Below are 17359 nucleotides of genomic sequence, written 5' to 3' on the forward strand. Positions count from 1 at the left end.
GCCCCGGCGGGGCCGGGGCGACTGAGGCTGCACAGCGTGCGAGGCTTACTGCGGTTCTTGCAGCTGTTGCAGAATCTGCGGGTTTTCCAGCGTCGACACGTCCTGGGTGATTTCCTCGCCCTTGGCGATCGAGCGCAGCAGGCGGCGCATGATCTTGCCGGAGCGGGTCTTCGGCAGGTTCTCGCCGAAGCGGATGTCGTCAGGCTGCGCGATCTTGCCGATCTCGTGCGCGACCCAGGCCTTCAGCTCGGCGGCGACTTTCTTCGCGTCCTCGCCGGTCGGGCGCTCGCCCTTCAGCACCACGAAGGCCACCACCGCCTCGCCCTTCACCTCGTGCGGCTTGCCGACCACCGCGGCTTCCGCCACCAGCGGGTTGGCCACCAGTGCCGATTCGATCTCCATGGTGCCCAAGCGATGGCCGGACACGTTCAGCACGTCGTCCACGCGGCCCATGATCCAGAAGTAGCCGTCCTGGTCGCGGTTGGCGGAGTCGCCGGCGAGGTAGTACTGGCCGTTGAACTCTTCCGGGAAGTAGGTCTTCTTGAAGCGGTCGGCGTCGTTCCAGATGGTGCGTACCAGCGACGGGAACGGCTTCTTGATCACCAGGAAACCGCCCTTGCCGGCCTCCACCGGGCCGCCGGCTTCATCGACGATGTCGGCGATGATGCCCGGCAGCGGCAGGGTGCACGAACCCGGCTTGGTGGCCACCGCGCCCGGCATCGGCGCGATCATGTGGCTGCCGGTTTCGGTCTGCCACCAGGTGTCGACGATAGGGCAACGGCCGCCGCCGACCACTTCGTGGTACCACATCCATGCCTCGGGGTTGATCGGCTCGCCCACGGTGCCCAAGAGGCGCAGGCTGGACAGGTCGTACTGTTTCGGCAGGTCGGCACCCAGCTTGATCAGCGAGCGGATCGCGGTCGGTGCGGTGTAGAAAATGCTGACCTTGTGGGTTTCGATCATGCGCCAGAAGCGCGAGGCATCCGGGTAGGTCGGCACGCCTTCAAAGATGATCTGGGTGGCGCCGAAGGCCAGCGGGCCGTAGGCGACATAGCTGTGGCCGGTGATCCAGCCCACGTCGGCGGTGCACCAGAACACGTCGTCGTCCCGGGCGTCGAAGGTCCAGCGGTAGCTGTTCAGCGCGCCCAGCAGGTAGCCGGCGCTGCTGTGCTGGATGCCCTTCGGTTTGCCGGTGGAGCCGGAGGTGTAGAGGATGAACAGCGGGTCTTCCGCGTTCATGGTCACCGGCGGGCAGTCGGCGGACTGGCTGGCGGTCAGCTCGTGCCACCAGATATCGCGCTCGCCCCAGGCTACCTGGCCGTTGGTGCGCTGCAGGACCACCACTTTCTCTACCGATTCGCAGCCGCCCAGCGTCAGCGCCTCGTCGACGGTGGCCTTCAGCGGGATCTGCTTGCCGCCGCGCACGCTCTCGTTGGCGGTGATCACAATCTTGGCACCGGCATCCTGGATGCGATCGCGCACGGCGCCGGCGGAGAAGCCGCCGAACACCACCGAGTGGATGGCGCCGATACGGGCGCAGGCCTGCATCGCCACCACGGCGTCCGCCACCATCGGCATGTACACCACCACGCGGTCGCCCTTGGTGACGCCCAGGGATTTCAGGCCGTTGGCGAAGCGCGACACGCGCTCGTGCAGCTGCTGGTAGCTGATGTTTTCGACCTTGCCGTCATCGGCTTCGAAGATGATCGCGGTCTTGTTGGCCTTGGTGGCCAGGTGACGGTCGATGCAGTTGTAGGAAACGTTCAGCTCGCCATCGGCAAACCACTTGAAGAACGGCGCATTGCTGTCGTCCAGTACGGTGGTGAACGGCTTGCTCCAGGTCAGCAGCTCGCGTGCCAGATTGCCCCAGAAGCCGGCGTAGTCCGCTTCGGCAAGTGCGGCTTGGGCGTTGTAGGCTTCCATGCCGGACAGGGTGGCCTTGGCGCGGAAAGCGTCGGAAGGAGGGAAGCTGCGGGTTTCTTTGAGCACGGATTCGATAGCTGACATCGTTGGTTTCCTTTTGCTTTGCAGAGTGAGGTCGAGCGGTTGAGGCTGTTTGTTCGACGCGTCGGATCAGTCGTACTTGTTGTGGCGTACTTGTTATGGCCCTGAAAACAGTGTGGGCTTGTCATGGCTTCAGACTGTACGAAAGCGGGCGGCGGCTGACCAATCGCAAATTCTGATAGCAAAAATCACCCCGAACGATGTTGCACTGCAAAAAACGATATTTATCAGTAGTTTGCGTTAGAGTTTTTGCTATTTCCCCACTGGCGGCGAGGCGTGAAAATAGTGCGTGGCGGGGGCTGACGGGCTGTTGTTTTTGCGGGGGATGGTGCGTCGCGGTGGCGAACGTGACGGCAACGCGCCGGCTGCGGGGCGAAAAGGGTGGCGTCGGACCAGGGTTGGCCGCAAGGCGGGACGGCGGCCGTCACGGCGGCGACGGCTGGCTGGGCCGCGCCGGCCGGGGCGGGGCGATGATGCGCTGCAACGGCGGCAGCGGCGGAAACGGAAAAGGCCACCGCGGCGGATGCCGGCGGCGGCCTGGAGGGTTGCGGCGGACGCGGTCAGTCGTCGTTGGCTTCGCTTTCCGCGTCTTCCATTTCCTGGCGCAGCGTGGCGAAGAAACGGTAGATCTGCGCTACCGAGGCCGAGATCTCGCCCAGCCATTCCGCCTTCTGCTCGGCGCTGGCGCCGTCGAGGAACGGGCGCATTTCCGGGTCGGGATGGTGCTCGAACGCCAGCGCCATGATCGGCGCCAGCGCGCCGGCGGCCTCGGCGTCGTCGAACAGCAGCGCCCAGTCGTCGTACAGGATCTGCATGCCTTCACTGAAGCCCTCGGCCCAGTCGTTGCCGTGCACCACGCCGTGCTCGTCGGCATCCAGCCATGGGTGGAAGTCTTCGCCTTTTTCCAGCGTGCGCGCGATTTCCAGCCAGTGGCCCATCACCTGTGTCGCGAACTTCTCGAAGGCCTTGGGCGAGGGGAAGGCGGCCTCGTCGTCGAAGGCGGCGCCGAGGATGGTCGGCAGGCAGTCGACCGGCTTGATCGCCTCCGGCCCGGCGTGCAGCGCCGCGAAAAAGCCGTCCAGCTTCTCCAGCGACATCGCGCCCTGTGGTGCCAGCCGGCTCAGGGTTTCGCCCAGGCGCTGGTAGTCTTGTTCGGTCATCGGTTTGAATTTCATGGTCTGGCCTTGGCGGTAAGCGGTAGGGGGCGGCGTGCGGCCAACGTTGGCCGCAGGGCTGCGGTCAGGGCGGCAGTGGCCGGCCCGGCTTGGTGGACAGGTGGTAGTGCTCCATCAGCAGCTGGTGCGCCTGTTCGGCGACGCTGCGCAGCGTTTCGCCGCGCGGGTGGCCGGCGAACTGCAGGCTGTCGTCCATGCTGCGCAGCGCACGGCGGGCGGCGGTGCACAGGTCGATGGCGATGGCGTAATCGGTGAGGCTCAGCACGCGGCCGTTGCGGATCTTGCGGAAATAGACGCCGCCCATCTGTGCGTATTTCTCGGCCAGCGGCTGCGCGGCGAGGCCGTCATCGGCCAGCAGGCTGTCCAGCAGCGACCACACCGCGTTGACGGTGGCGTCGGCCCGCGCCAGGCGCTTGGCCAGTTGCGCGTTGGCTTCCTTGTTCGGCTTGGCGGCGGCCGGTTTCTTTTTTACAGCCATGTTTCTGCGCTTTCGCGATGCGGTGAAGCCGGCATTTTAACGCGCCTGCTGCCAACTGGCGCGCATCGCCTTACAATCGCGCGATGAATCAACGCGTTTCCCCCATTCCCGAGCGCGCCGGCGTGGCGCCGAGCTTCCTGCAGCTGCCGGCCGGCGACTGGCCGGACCTGTGCAGCTTCCTGATCGAGCGCTTTGCGCACATCCCCGCCGCGGTGTGGCGCGCGCGGCTGCAGAGCGGCGAGGTGTTCGACCACCAGGGCCGCCCGCACCGCCCCGACAGCCCGTACCCGGCCAACCGCCGCATCTGGTACTACCGCGACGTGCCGGACGAGGTGCCGGTGCCGTTTGCGGCCACGGTGCTGTACCGCGACGAACGCTTGCTGGTGGCCGACAAGCCGCATTTTCTCGCCTGCATCCCCGGCGGCCGCCATCTGCGCGAGACGCTGCTGGGCCGCCTGCGCCGCGAGCTGGATCTGCCGCAGCTGACGCCTATCCACCGTCTCGACCGCGAAACCGCCGGCGTGATGCTGTTCTGCATCGACCCCGCGCACCGCGCCGCCTACCAGGGCCTGTTCCAGACGCGCGAGGTGAGCAAGACCTACGAGGCGATCGCGCCGTGGCGCGACGATCTCGCGCTGCCGCTGGTACACCGCAGCCGCCTGCTGGAGCGCGACGACTGCTTCCGCATGCACGAGGTGGCCGGCGAAGCCAACAGCGAGACGCGCGTCGAGCTGATCGCCCGCGCCGGCGCGCTGGCGCACTACCGGCTGTCGCCGCTGACCGGGCGCAAGCACCAGCTGCGCGCGCACCTGACCGCGCTGGGCATCCCCATCGTCAACGATCCGTGGTATCCGGCGCTGCTGCCGGACAAGGCGGTGGACGACTTCAGCCAGCCGCTGCAATTGCTGGCGCGCAGCATCGCCTTCACCGATCCGGTCAGCGGCGAGGCGCGCCAGTTCCACAGCGAACGCCGGCTGTTGCTGGCGCCGGACTGACTTCGCGCCGACTTGCCCTGTGGCCAACCTTGGCCGTCAAAGGTTGGCCGCAAGCAAATGGCCCTGCGCGTGCAGGGCCATTTTTTATATCGCGCGGACTTATTTGTTCTCGCGGTATTCCACGCTGTGCCACGCTCCCTTGTCCACCGCCAGCACCTCGGTCAGCCACGGCAGGGTGTCGTTCAGTGTCGCTGGCAGCGTCCACGGCGGGTTGACGATGAACATGCCGCTGCCGTGCATGCCGAAGCCTTCCTTCGACGGCGTGCGCACCGTCAGCGTCGTGTCCAGCCAGCTGTGGCACAGCAGCGCCTTCAGCTGCGCCACCATGTCCTTGATCTCCGGGCGCTGCAGCAGCGGGTACCAGATGGCGTAGGTGCCGGTGGCGAAGCGCTTCAGCGATTCCTGCATCGCGTTCACCACCCGCTGGTAGTCGCCCTTGTCCTCGTATGGCGGGTCGATCAGTACCAGCGCGCGACGCGGCGGTGGTGGCAGGATGGACTTCAGCGCCTCGAAGCCGTTGCTTTTCTCCACCTTGATGCGGCGGCCGGCGTCGGCGAAGCACTCGCCCAGCAGTTGGAAATCGCTGGGGTGCAGCTCGAACAGGCGCAGCTTCTCGCTGCGGTTCATGGTCTCGGCGGCGAACCACGGCGAGCCGGGATAGTGGCGCAGCTCGCCGTCCGGGTTGATGCTGCGCACCACCTCCAGATAGCGCGCCACCGCCGGTGGCAGATCGTCGCGCTGCCACAGCCGCGCCACGCCATCGACGTATTCGGCGGTCTTGGTGGCGTAGCCCTCGGTCAGGCTGTAGGCACCGGCACCGGCGTGGGTGTCGATGTACCAGAACGGCTTATCCTTCTGGCCGAGGTAGTCGATGATCTGCACCTGGATCAGGTGTTTCAGCACGTCGGCGTGGTTGCCGGCGTGAAAGGCGTGGCGATAGCTAAGCATGGCGGTCGTTCGGACAAAATAGCCGCACATTGTAGCGCAAATCGCCGCCGATCCCGCGGCCTTGCGGCCAAGGTTGGCCGCAAGGCGCGCTGGTCTTGTCAGTCACTGCCAGCGCTGGCGTCGCCCAGCCACGCCGCCGGCAGCGCTGCCGGCAGGTAAATACTTGCCTGTACAATGCAGGGTGAATTAACAAGCCCCTAATTCAGAACGCCCACCATGAACGATACCGTCAAGCCTGAACTGCCTTCCATAGTTGAACGTTTTGCTACGCTTCCGCCCGAAGTGCAGGCACTGTTTGACAACACTGAAAATGGTATGCCTTCCGACATCAGCAAACCCGGTTGCCTGGCACTGGCCAAATTAGGCAAGGATGCGTGGAATGCTTGGCGGGAGATGTTTCCGGTGACGGGGACGTTTCCCCATTTTGTTAACCACGCCGATCTTTCGGGTCTGGATTTTCGAGGTGATCCGGTTGATTTTTCGGGCTTCGTGTTTGGGGATGGTGCCGACTTTAGAGGAGCACAGTGGGGGCATAGTGCTGATTTCAAAGGAGCATCGTGCGGTCGGTTTGCCAACTTCAGCGGGACACAGTGGGGAGATTTCGCCAATCTACATGGTGCGCAGTGGGGCGACGCGAGTAATTTCAGCTATGCAAGGTGGGGGGCGTCTGCCGGTTTTGTTGCGGCACAGTGGGGTGCCGGAGCCCGTTTCTATGGCGCCGAGTGGGGTAAGGGTGCAAATTTCCAAGGTGCAAATTGGGTGACGAGCCGCACCATATACCAAGATGATGAACACTATCAGTCAGCAAAAGCATGGGCGGAGGCTAGAGGGCTGGCACCTGATACATTCTTGGAGATCAGTTTTGCAGGTGCGCATTTTGCGGGTGAAGTCGATTTCTCCAACCGTAAATTTACCGGCAAAACCGACTTTGGTTGTCTGCCTGCGGACTATCAAAGAAAAAGGGTGCAGCGTGATGCATCGGGGCAGGCAAAATTCGGCAAGAATGGTGAGTTGATTTTGGAAGATGATCCAGAGCCTCGCCGCCATGTGTTGTTTGGCAAAGCCCCGAAATTCCACGGCTGCGAATTACATCAGGACACCACTTTTGATGGTGCAGAATTCCCGTCTGCCAGCGGCAGTGACGCGGCGGCCCGTGCCTATCGCACCCTGAAACAAGCCTTCAGTAAACAGCAGGCGCTGCGCGAGGAGCAACGCTTCTTTAGACTGGAAATGAAGGAGGAGGCAAAGCGGGCTGGTTCTGCCAAATTCATGTACTTGTTGTACGAAAAGAGCAGCGATTTTGGTTTCAACCTATGGCGTCCTTTAGCGTTGTTCGCCGTGGCCTGGGTTGCCTTCGCTTTCACATATGGTTACTACGGCATATCAACCCATGATTTGACCATCTGCGGGTCACTGGATGCTAGTTGTAAGGTGCAATGGTCATGGCTGGAGTTCAGCTTAGCGCAGTCTTTGCCGCTGACAGGCTTTGACAAGCTGCATTCGATAGCTACGTTAAAAAACAATAATGTGCCCGTGCTTGTGCTGGCATTGCACAAAATCATTTCGCTAGCCAGCCTCTTCCTTGCCGGCCTTGCGCTGCGCAATCTGTTCCGTCTCAAATAAAGGTTGGCCGCAAGCTGTTACAAGCTTGCGGCCAACCTTTGTCATTCGTCCTGTTTTACGTCTTTTTCAGCCATGCCGCTGGCAGCGCCTCGGCCCAGCCCAGCTCGTGCACCAGCCGCGCAAAGTCGCCGTCCAGCGGCGCGGTGATGGTCAGCGCCTCGCCGCTGTGCGGATGGCGGATGCTCAGCTCCACCGCGTGCAGCAGCATGCGGCCAACGTTGAATTGCTGCTGGAAGAAGCGGTTGTGCACGCCCTTGCCGTGGGTGGCGTCGCCGATGATCGGGTGCGCGATGTGCTTCAGGTGGCGGCGCAGCTGGTGGCGGCGGCCGGTTTCCGGATGCAGTTCGACCAGTGCGTAGCGGCTTTGCGGGTAGCGGTCCACGGCGTAGGGCAGGGAGCAGCGCGCCAGCGTGCGGTAGCGGGTGAACGCCGGCTGCGCGTTCAGCTGCGCGTTGCCGTGCACGTACTCGCGCTCGTCCGGCTGGCGGGTGATGGCGTGATCGATGTCGCCGCTGTCGGCCGGATGGCCGCGCACCACCGCGAGGTAGGTCTTGGCCGGTTGTTTGGCGGCGAAATCCTGGTTCAGCAGTCGCGCGGTGTCGCTGTCCAGCGCGAACAGCAGCACGCCGCTGGTGCCGCGATCCAGTCTGTGCACCGGAAACACCTGCTGCCCGATCTGGTCGCGCAGCAATTGCACCGCGAAGCGGGTTTCGCGGCGGTCGATCTCGCTGCGGTGCACCAGCAGGCCGGACGGCTTGTCGATGGCGATCAGGTGCGGGTCACGATAGAGGATGGTGAGCATGGGCGGGGCCGGCGGCAAAAGCGCGCATTCTAACAGCGCCGCCGCGGCCACGCCGCGCCGATTGGCCGCCACGCCGGGCACGCCGGTTTTCCATTTGGCATGGCATGTGCTATGGCTATAGTTCCCGCCGCCTGACAAGGACCCCACCATGAGCGCCCGCCTGTCCACCGTTGCCCTGTCGCTGCTGCTGGCCGCCTGTGCCGCCACGCCGCCATCGTTCACCTACAGCCCGCTGCCGCCGCAGCCGGAAGCCGCCTCCGGCTACCAGGACAAGCCGGGCTGGGCCACCCGCCACTACGCGGTGGCCGCCGCCAACCCGCTGGCCACCGACGCTGGCCGTCAGGTGCTGGCCGCCGGCGGCAGCGCGCTGGATGCCGCCATCGCGGTGCAGATGGTGCTGGGGCTGGTGGAGCCGCAAAGCAGCGGCATCGGCGGCGGCGCCTTCCTGCTGTACTGGGACGGCAAGCAGGTCGGCGCTTGGGACGGCCGCGAGACCGCACCGGCTGCCGCCGACGAGACGCTGTTCCTCGGCGCCGACGGCAAACCGCTGCCGTTCAACGACGCCGTGGTCGGTGGCCGCTCGGTGGGCGTGCCCGGCGTGGTGGCGATGCTGGAACAGGCGCACCGCGAGCAGGGCAAGCTGCCGTGGGCGGACCTGTTCCAGCCGGCCATCCGCCTCGCCGAGCAGGGTTTTGCCATCAGCCCGCGGCTGCATACGCTGCTCAAGTCCGACGCCTTCCTGAAGCAGGATCCGGTGGCCGCCGCCTACTTCTATCAGGCCAGCGGCGAGCCGTATCCGGTCGGCCACCAGCTGCGCAACCAGCCCTACGCCGACGTGCTGCGCCAGATCGCCGCACGCGGCAGCAAGGCGCTGCTGCAGGGCGCGGTGGCGCAGGCCATCGTCGCCAAGGTGCAGGGCCATGCGGCCAACCCCGGCAAGCTGACGCTGGCTGATCTCGCCGCCTACCGGCCGAAGAAGCGTGAGGCGCTGTGCAGCGACTACCGCGCCGCCAGCCGCGACTACCGCCTGTGCGGCTTCCCGCCACCGAGCAGTGGCGCCATCGCCATCGGCCAGATCCTCGGCATATTGAACAACACCGCCGCCGCCGGCCTGCCGCTGTCCGCCGGCGCGGACGGCAAGCCGCTGCCGTCGCCGCAGTGGCTGCACCTGTATACCGAGGCGTCGCGGCTGGCGTTTGCCGACCGCGCCAAGTACGTCGGCGATCCGGACTTCGTGGCCGCCCCCGGCGGCAGCTGGCACACCATGCTGGCGCTCGACTACCTGGCGGCGCGCGCGAAGCTGATCGGCGACAACAGCATGAAGACGGCGCAGCCGGGCCAGCCCGGTGCCATGGCCTTGGCGCTGGGCATCGCCGCGCCGCAACCGGAGTACGGCACCAGCCACATCAGCATCGTCGATGCCGACGGCCACGCGCTGAGCATGACCACCACCATCGAGGCGCAGTTCGGCGCGCGGCAGATGGTGAATCCGTCCGGCAAGGGCGTTGGCGGCTTCCTGCTCAACAACGAGCTGACCGATTTCAACTTCGCCCCCAACGACGCCGCCGGCCTGCCCACCGCCAACCGCGTGCAGCCGGGCAAGCGTCCGCGCAGCTCGATGAGCCCGACGCTGGTGTTCGACAAGGCCAGTGGCCAGCTGCTGATCAGCGGCGGCAGCCCCGGCGGCGCGCTGATCATCCACTACACCGCCAAGACGCTGTACGGCATGCTCAACTGGGGGCTGAACGCGCAGCAGGCGATCAACCTGCCCAACTTCGGCGCCACCGGCGCACCGACGCTGCTGGAAGAAAAACGCTTCCCGGCGGACACCGTGCAGTGGCTGCAGGCGCACGGGCATGAAGTACGCGAAACCGACATGACCAGCGGCCTGCAGGCCATCGGCCGCACGGCGGAGGGCTACTTCGGCGGCGCCGACCCGCGCCGCGAAGGCGTGGTGATGGGGGAGTAGGGCGCAATCCCCGGAAAACTCAGCCAAACAAGCGGCCAACCCTGGACAAGGTTGGCGCTTTGTTTTCTGGGGTTGTTCTATGCGCTTGAAACCGACGGGGGAGCATGCGTAGCCCGGATAAGGCGAAGCCGCATCCGGGGATTCACCAATGTTGGCCGCAAGGCAAAACGTGGGCGGAGGCGATGACCTCAATGCGCCGCGAGATGGGGTCTTGTGAGGCGGGCAAGTCCCCGGATGCGCTTAGGCTTATCCGGGCTACTTGCTGCTGCGGCGGGCCGCTTTGCCATGACAATATCTTTGTGTGTTAACTAGTTGAGGGCTATGATTTTTATCATCAACATCAAATGTTATTTTGGCACCACTGTCCGTATAAATACAATTAGGATAATAAAGATTGTATGAACCCTATGACCCAAAAATTTGCATTTTCTTATGGCATTTGGGTGATGTTTTGCCTGGTGCTTAGTGCAGTTGGTTTTGGGGATGGAATAGCAGGTCATTTCCTCTTGGCTATTAGTGGTATGCCTTTAGCCCTTTTTTCTTTTCATGTTATTCCAAATGGTTCTGTTTTTGCCACTTTCGTTGCCGGGCTTATTGGCTGGCTCCAATGGTGTTTGGTGGTTGAGATCAATGCACGATGGGAAGCATGGAGAAAATCAAAAAATGCAAAAACCTAATTTCAGCTTCTGAGGAGTGTTATTCCGCTAGGCTGGCGCCGTCCGCAGAGCGTCATTATTAGGGTTCTACACATGCATTGTTTCGAAAAAAGTGGTTATCGAACGACTGTAACTGGCCGGCTGCTGCCAGCGCACCCTGCGGCGACAGCCGACCCAAAACGGAAGTCACCTGATTGGAAGATGTACGTTCAACAAAGTGAAGACCCCTTGGGAACCGGCTGGTTATGGTTTGACTGACATATTGATGACGATGGGCAATACTCCATAGTCGCAAGTGGGCGGCGGCGGTGCGCGAAACGATGCCATTGCGGTGGCCAAACAAGCAGCAGTATTCGTGCTTGGTTCGTGGGCTATATCCATGAATCGGCCGTCTTGTGAAACGTTCGCTACCACAGTGAATTTTTCTGTGCTGGCACCCGCACGCGACATACACTCCTGCATTGCAGTCGCCAAAGAGGGCCCAATGGTGGGATACATTTCATTTTGAAAATACTGGGTAGTAGCTTTCTGCTTCTCCGTATTTTTTGCAAGAGCGACACGCTCAGCAAACGATGGAGTATCCGCAGCGCTCGCCTGAAAAGCTAAAACACTAAGCACTGCAATGTAGGCGCGGCATAGGTGGCTCATAGGTGTTAATATAAAATAAATGGCATTTTCGCCATATTAAGTTGGCTAGGTGCGGCATATCTTGGGTAAGGAATAATCCTGAATGACAGAGCAATGCAGGTGCCGGGCAAATTCTTGAATCTATTCACTATAGATGACAGCCATACATGGCGCCGTATAAGTTGCTTAATGGATTGTGATGGTAGATATATTTCATTGCCATGTTGAGTGCGCTTTTACCAATGGCAGTTTTGGTGCGATTAGTCCTGCGTCCGCTTCTGGCCGTAACCAGCCCACATCCACTCCCCCACAACCCCCTCAACCCCATGCGGCCAACCTTGTCGCCAAGGTTGGCCGCAGCCGTTTCAGATGTCAGATAAAACGCTGACTTCAGCACCACCTCGCCGAAGTCCACCCACCCGAACAGGCTGACCTGGTAAGCGCTGACCTTGCCGCTGCTGATCACCGCGGCGGTCGGGTGCGCCTGCAGCCGCCACCGCGCCTGTTTCTTGATGACCTGCTAAACAGGAAGGCTGCCGATTCAACGACGTGGCAGCCGCCAGGCCTTGCCGACGGGCGGGAAAGGCTCAGTCATCCCACTCCGGCACCAGTCCGTCCGGGTTCACCTGGCGGTCGCCGCGCTCCAGCGCGTCGATGGCGGCCATGTCGTCCGCGCACAGCTGCAGCGTGGCGGCAGCCAGATTGCCCAGCAGGTTCTCGCGACGGGTGGAGGAGGGAATCACCGCGTAACCGTGCTGCAGCGCCCAGGCGAGCGTCACCTGCGCCGCAGTGGCGCCGAGGCGGGCGGCAATCGCCTGGATCACCGGCTCCTGCAGCAGGCGGCCGTAGCCCAGGGTCATGTAGGAGGTGACGGCAATGCCCTGCTGCCGCAGGAAGGCGGTCAGCCGGCGGTTCTGCAGGTAGGGGCTGAGCTCGATCTGGTTGGTGGCGATCTCGCCGGCACCCACCACATCAATGGCGCGCTGCGTCAGGGCGATGTTGAAGTTGGAGATGCCGATCTGCCGCGTCAGCCCCTGCGCCTTGGCCTCGGCCAGCGCCGTCATGTACTCCTCCAGCGGCGTGTCGTCGCCCGGCGCCGGCCAGTGGATCAGCGTCAGGTCCACCACGTCGGTGCGCAGCTTGTCCAGGCTGGCGCGCAGGCTGGGGATCAGCTTGTCGGCGGCGTAGTTGGCGGTCCAGATCTTGGTGGTGAGGAACAGCTCGCTGCGCGCCACGCCGGATTCGGCAATCGCCTGGCCCACTTCGGCCTCGTTGTCGTAGATCTGCGCGGTGTCCACGGCGCGGTAGCCCAGTTGTAGTGCGGTGCGCACCGAGTCGATGACGGTCTGGCCCTGCAGGCGGAAGGTGCCGACGCCGAATGCCGGAATGCTCATGATGTGTCCTTGTGTGTATTGATGAGTCGAAAAGGTTGGCCGCAGGCCGTGCCGGCGGCCTGGTCTATCAGTGCGCCGTCACCGGGCTGGCCGGGCGGGCCAGTGGGTGGTGCCCGGCGCGGCGGTCCAGCCGGCCCGACCAGCCGGTGAGCAGCCAGGCGGCCAGCACGATCAGCGCGCCGATCCACGGGGTATGCATGATGCCGAGGCTGGCCACGATGTGGCCGCCGGCCCAGGCGCCGAAGGCGATGCCTACATTGAAGGCGGCGATGTTCAGGCCGGAGGCCACGTCCACCGCCTGCGGCGCGGCGCGTTCTGCCTGCTGCACCACGTACAGCTGCAGCCCGGCCACGTTGCCGAACGCCACCGCGCCCCACAGCAGCACGGTGAGCACCACCAGCCATTTCGATGCCGCGGTCAGCGTCAGCAACAGCAGCACCGCCGCCAGGCCGGCAAAGATGATCTGCAGCGCGCGCACCGGGCCGAGGCGATCGGCCAGCCGGCCGCCCCACACATTGCCCACCGCCACGCTCAGGCCGTAGGCCAGCATCACCAGGCTCACCGCCGCGGCGGGAAAGCCGCTGACCTGCTGCAACATGGGCGCCAGGTAGGTAAAGGCGGTGAAGGAGCCGCCGTAGCCCAGCGCCGTCATGGCATACACCAGCAGCAGGCGCGGCTTGGCCAGTACCGCGAACTGACTGGCCAGCGTGGCGGGCGCCGGACGGGCGATATGGCGCGGCACCAGCAACAGGCTGCCGATGAAGGCCACCACCCCCAGCAGCGATACCGCCAGGAAGGTGCTCTGCCAGCCGAACAGCTGGCCGATCCAGGTGCCCAGCGGTACACCGCTGACCAAGGCCACGGTCAGACCGGAGAACATCATGGCAATGGCGCTGGCGGCTTTTTCGCGCGGCACCAGGCCGGTGGCGATGGTGGAGCCGATGGAGAAGAACACGCCGTGCGCCAGGCCGGTGAGGATGCGCGCCATGATCAGCGCCTGGTAGCCGGGCGCCTGCCAGGCCACCAGGTTGCCGAGGGTGAACAGCGCCATCAGGCTCAACAGCAGCGTCTTGCGCGGCATGCGGCCGCTGAGCGCGGTAAGCAGCGGCGCGCCCACCGCCACGCCCAGGGCGTACAGGCTGACCAGCAGCCCGGCGGAAGGCAGCGACACCTGCAGGTCGGCGGCAATGGTGGGAATCAGACCGACAATCACGAATTCCGTGGTGCCGATGGCGAAGGCGCTGAGGGTTAGCGCCCAGAGGGCAAGTGGCATGGATCGCTCCTTGGTTGACAGGGAATGCGGCGATTATCTGTGCTTGCGCTGCCGGGAAAAATGGCGGTAAATGGCAAAATCCTGTGACTGGAAATCAATAATGCTATCCAGCGATACCCTGGGCATCTTCGTGGCCGTCGCTGAGGCCGGTTCGTTTACCGCCGCGGCCGAGCGGCTGGGGCTGACGCCGTCCGGCATCAGCCGCAGCGTGGCCAAACTGGAAAAGCAGCTGGGCGTGCGGCTGATTACCCGCACCACGCGGCGGCTGGACCTCACCGAGGAAGGGCAGTGGCTGCTGGCCAATGCGCGCGACATCCTGAGCCGGCTGCAGGAAACCGCGCTGACGCTGCAATCGGCGGCGGAGCACCCGTCCGGGCTGCTGCGCGTCAATGCCGCCACGCCGGTGTTCAACCACCTGCTGGCGCCGCTGCTGCCGGCATTCCAGCGCCGCTACCCGCGCATCCGCCTGGAGCTGGTGAGCGGCGAGACCATCGTCGACCTGATCGAGGAACGCGCCGACGTGGCGATACGGGTGGGGCAGCTGCAGGATTCCACCCTCAGCGCCCGCCTGCTTTGCGAAAGCCGGCTGCGCCTGCTGGCGGCACCGGACTACCTGCAGCGTTGCGGCCAACCTGCCACAGTGGCGGAGCTGGCCGCACACAGCCTGCTGGGCTTCACCCAGCCGGCGTCACTGAACATCTGGCCGCTGCGCCACGCCGGCGGCGACGGCTACCCGGTGGAGGCGGCGATCAGCACTTCCAACGGCGAAACCCTGCGCCACCTGGCGCTGAACGGCAGCGGCATCGCCTGCCTGTCGGATTTCATGACTGCCGAGGACCGGCGGGCGGGGCGGCTGGTGGAGGTGCTGCCGGCGCAGACGCTGGACTGGCGGCAGCCTATCTGGGCGGTGTACTACCGGCAGGGCTTCCTGGCGGCGCGGGTGTCGCACTTTGTCGCTTTTCTGGCCGAGCAGCTGCAGCAGCCTGCCGGCCTGGCCTGAAAAGTACGCAGGGTCCTGCCTCGCCCACTTCGCTGCACCCAAAACGGCTGCGGCCAACCTTGTCACCAAGGTTGGCCGCTTTGTTTTTTTGGGCTGTTTCCTGCGCTTGAAGCCGGCAGGAAATCATTTGTCGCCCGGATAAGGCGCAGCCGCATCCGGGGACTCACCAACGTTGGCCGCAAGGCAAAACGTGGGCGGAGGAGATGGCCTCAATGCGCCGCGAGATGGATTCTTGTGCGGTGGGCAAGTCCCCGGATGCGCTTAGGCTTATCCGGGCTACGAGTTAGCTAGTTATGCATTGGCTGCAAGGGCAGCATTAATCGACTTCAGCACATCATCGTCCTTTCCAAGCGCTACAGGGAAGCCGTTTACGTTAAGAATATTGCTCTCAATCGAAATAACGAGCTTATCTTCTTCTACAACTAATCCAAATATTCTTGATCGATCACCTAGGATTGAACGAGCTAACACGTTGAAATTTTGCGAAGAATCTCCGCTCTTAAATCTGGCGTGTGCGGGGGCAGCCACTGAAAGCAGGAGGTCCCTCAATGCATCCGCCTCACAAATTATTTCAGCGTTTGATGCATGGCGAATACAGCGCACAACATCAGAATACGCGGATTCAGCGTCTCCATATGTAAGCTGATTAAGGAAGTCGATTTCATTAACAGCCGCACTCGGCTTTCCAGCAGAAGTAAACTGATCTGAACTTAGGTAGTAAGATTCTATTGAACCTTTACGCAAAACAAATAAACCACACTGCTCCAATAAGTCAAACAACGCTGTAAATCGAGCCTTTATGCTTGCCCAAGTGCCATCGGTTCCCAGCTTTGTTAATTCAATATCATCTGTGGTAAATAGCGTACATAAAGCAGATCGGCGCTTTGCCTGCGTTTCCTCACCTGCCTTCTTGTTCACCCAATATGGATGAGTTTCTGCCTTGGCAGAGATTTCACTCCACTGGCAATCCACTAGTCTGCAGAAATCAGCGAATATCGCACCTGCCATTTGATGCGCGGATGGAAACCCCAGTGAGTTTGCGCGTTTATCTGCAGTAGGGTTGTCGTTAAGGTAGGAGTTGACAAGTTCGACCCCATCGGCAATTCCATCCGCGTCAGTCAATGCTACTGGGTTTTTTCCAAGTAGCCGTAGCAACTTTGCAACGGTTGGCATTTGCCCTTTGCCGATAACAGGAAGGAGCTGCGATCCGGCAGCCTCTAGATGCATATCTAACTTGCCCGCAAGAGCACTACAGATGATTACGTCAGATGGCCCTTCAACTAGTAGAGGCCGTTTGGAGAATAATGAAAGCTTATGCTCTTGACCCAGTCGGGCAATCAGGTTTTGTACTTTCTTATTCTTAAACTCACCCGCTTCAGCCGGAATTTGAACGGGGTCAGCCATTAGGTCATAACAGAAGACTAGCGACAATAAGTCTTCGGGACTTTGAATTTGAAGCATCTCCGTTGAGTGTGTGGCAATAATTATAATCTTCTTATTTCCACCGGCTGCTGGGTGGTCAGCAACGCTGAGAATTTCTTTTAAAAGAAAGGCCTGTAGTTGAGGGTGTAAGGATACCTCAGGTTCATCGAGAAGAAGTGCGCCAACGTCATCGTCATAAAGCGCGGCCAGTATTCCGACCAAGTGCATTAAACCTGATGCTTCCCTTCCTGAGGAATATGGTTTTTCCTCAACATCTAATCGGGTAAACGAAATTTTCAGACTTCCTTTATCCCAATCAATAAGAATGTCCCTCTTAAATAACTTTCTGAGTCTCTCCTGAATTTTTATAAGAATATCGGCTCGTTCTGCAAGTGTCTGGAAATCTCCATTCAAGGTTTCTATTTGATGTCTGCGTGCAGAATCGCTTTTACTGCCAAAAGTTGCATGGTCATAGTTAGGCCTGCCGCCGCGATGGCCGTCAAAATCTGATCTGTACTGTTCCAGTAGCCCCATTCGGCCAGCAGAGAGGAACCTTACACGCTTACCATTCGTATGTTGGCTGAGACTATCCTTTAATCCTCTTAGAAGATGAGTTTTACCTGATCCGTTTGGCCCAAGCAGAACTGTAAGGCCTTTGTTTAAAGTAAACTTACGGGTAAAGTTGCCGTTGTGGCTATTGATGAGTGCTGTCAGTTCTAGAGGGAAGCTCACTGGTAATTTTCCTTGTGCATAACAGTGTTTACACGGAATGGAGTTCGTATTATAAATTGATAATTTCGACGCCAATTATGCCTATGTATTTGTAAGTATTCAACGACGTCCAGTTGCTCTGGTCTGTAAATAACATCCAACAATAGGGCGAGGAGATTTTTGTGAGAGTTTACTTTTGAGAAATGTTTTGAATGGCTGCATATGACCGATTGCAGCTACTGTAATGCTATGGCATCACCAGCCCACATCCATTACCTCCCA

The 17359-nt window shown here is 61.8% G+C and carries 14 protein-coding genes; 5 read left to right on the top strand and 9 right to left on the bottom strand.

Annotated elements, in window-relative coordinates; genetic code table 11:
• Positions 1 to 45: 45 nt before the first annotated feature.
• From acs to IE100_RS02995, 3 genes are all read right to left on the bottom strand, one after another.
• Positions 46 to 2007, bottom strand: coding sequence for an acetate--CoA ligase (gene acs / locus IE100_RS02985; protein ID WP_189372648.1), 1962 nt, complete (start codon positions 2005 to 2007; stop codon positions 46 to 48).
• 557 nt (positions 2008 to 2564) lie between these two features.
• On the bottom strand, positions 2565 to 3179 hold the full coding sequence (locus IE100_RS02990; RefSeq protein WP_189372649.1) for a UPF0149 family protein: 615 nt from the start codon (positions 3177 to 3179) through the stop codon (positions 2565 to 2567).
• 64 nt (positions 3180 to 3243) lie between these two features.
• Entirely contained in the window at positions 3244 to 3657 is a 414-nt protein-coding gene (locus IE100_RS02995) for a hypothetical protein (protein WP_189372650.1), read from the bottom strand.
• An 83-nt stretch (positions 3658 to 3740) separates the two neighbouring features.
• Between IE100_RS02995 and IE100_RS03000 the strand changes: the two genes are divergently transcribed.
• Positions 3741 to 4652 (top strand): pseudouridine synthase, encoded by a 912-nt coding sequence (locus tag IE100_RS03000; RefSeq protein ID WP_189372651.1) that lies wholly within the window; start codon positions 3741 to 3743, stop codon positions 4650 to 4652.
• Between the two features lie 99 nt (positions 4653 to 4751).
• Here the strand turns inward: IE100_RS03000 and IE100_RS03005 are convergent, their stop codons facing one another.
• Positions 4752 to 5600, bottom strand: coding sequence for a 23S rRNA (adenine(2030)-N(6))-methyltransferase RlmJ (locus IE100_RS03005; RefSeq protein ID WP_189372652.1), 849 nt, complete (start codon positions 5598 to 5600; stop codon positions 4752 to 4754).
• Between the two features lie 216 nt (positions 5601 to 5816).
• Between IE100_RS03005 and IE100_RS03010 the strand changes: the two genes are divergently transcribed.
• Positions 5817 to 7223, top strand: a complete 1407-nt coding sequence (locus tag IE100_RS03010) for a pentapeptide repeat-containing protein (RefSeq protein WP_189372653.1) — start codon at positions 5817 to 5819, stop codon at positions 7221 to 7223.
• Positions 7224 to 7278: 55 nt separating this feature from the next.
• Here IE100_RS03010 and IE100_RS03015 read toward each other — a convergent pair whose 3' ends face one another.
• Complete coding sequence (locus IE100_RS03015) at positions 7279 to 8025, bottom strand: pseudouridine synthase (RefSeq protein ID WP_189372654.1); 747 nt, start codon at positions 8023 to 8025, stop codon at positions 7279 to 7281.
• 148 nt (positions 8026 to 8173) lie between these two features.
• Between IE100_RS03015 and IE100_RS03020 the strand changes: the two genes are divergently transcribed.
• Both IE100_RS03020 and IE100_RS03025 read left to right on the top strand, forming a co-directional pair.
• Entirely contained in the window at positions 8174 to 9994 is a 1821-nt protein-coding gene (locus IE100_RS03020; RefSeq protein ID WP_189372655.1) for a gamma-glutamyltransferase family protein, read from the top strand.
• Positions 9995 to 10392: 398 nt separating this feature from the next.
• Complete coding sequence (locus IE100_RS03025) at positions 10393 to 10671, top strand: hypothetical protein (RefSeq protein WP_189372656.1); 279 nt, start codon at positions 10393 to 10395, stop codon at positions 10669 to 10671.
• Positions 10672 to 11425: 754 nt separating this feature from the next.
• On the opposite strand, the gene IE100_RS03030 is transcribed toward IE100_RS03025, so the two are convergent.
• The 3 genes from IE100_RS03030 to IE100_RS03040 form a co-directional block, all read right to left on the bottom strand.
• Positions 11426 to 11743 (bottom strand): hypothetical protein, encoded by a 318-nt coding sequence (locus tag IE100_RS03030; protein WP_189372657.1) that lies wholly within the window; start codon positions 11741 to 11743, stop codon positions 11426 to 11428.
• Between the two features lie 121 nt (positions 11744 to 11864).
• Positions 11865 to 12671, bottom strand: coding sequence for a 2,5-didehydrogluconate reductase DkgB (dkgB, locus tag IE100_RS03035; protein WP_189372658.1), 807 nt, complete (start codon positions 12669 to 12671; stop codon positions 11865 to 11867).
• 67 nt (positions 12672 to 12738) lie between these two features.
• A complete protein-coding gene (locus IE100_RS03040) occupies positions 12739 to 13944 on the bottom strand; it encodes an MFS transporter (RefSeq protein ID WP_189372659.1) in 1206 nt (401 codons plus the stop codon).
• 100 nt (positions 13945 to 14044) lie between these two features.
• Between IE100_RS03040 and IE100_RS03045 the strand changes: the two genes are divergently transcribed.
• Entirely contained in the window at positions 14045 to 14944 is a 900-nt protein-coding gene (locus IE100_RS03045) for a LysR family transcriptional regulator (protein ID WP_189372660.1), read from the top strand.
• A 291-nt stretch (positions 14945 to 15235) separates the two neighbouring features.
• Here the strand turns inward: IE100_RS03045 and IE100_RS03050 are convergent, their stop codons facing one another.
• Positions 15236 to 17098 carry an ATP-dependent nuclease gene (locus tag IE100_RS03050; protein ID WP_189372661.1) on the bottom strand — a complete coding sequence of 621 codons (1863 nt, stop codon included), beginning with the start codon at positions 17096 to 17098 and terminating at the stop codon, positions 15236 to 15238.
• Positions 17099 to 17359 lie beyond the last annotated feature (261 nt).

The sequence above is a fragment of the Vogesella alkaliphila genome (assembly GCF_014652475.1).
GTDB lineage: Bacteria > Pseudomonadota > Gammaproteobacteria > Burkholderiales > Chromobacteriaceae > Vogesella > Vogesella alkaliphila.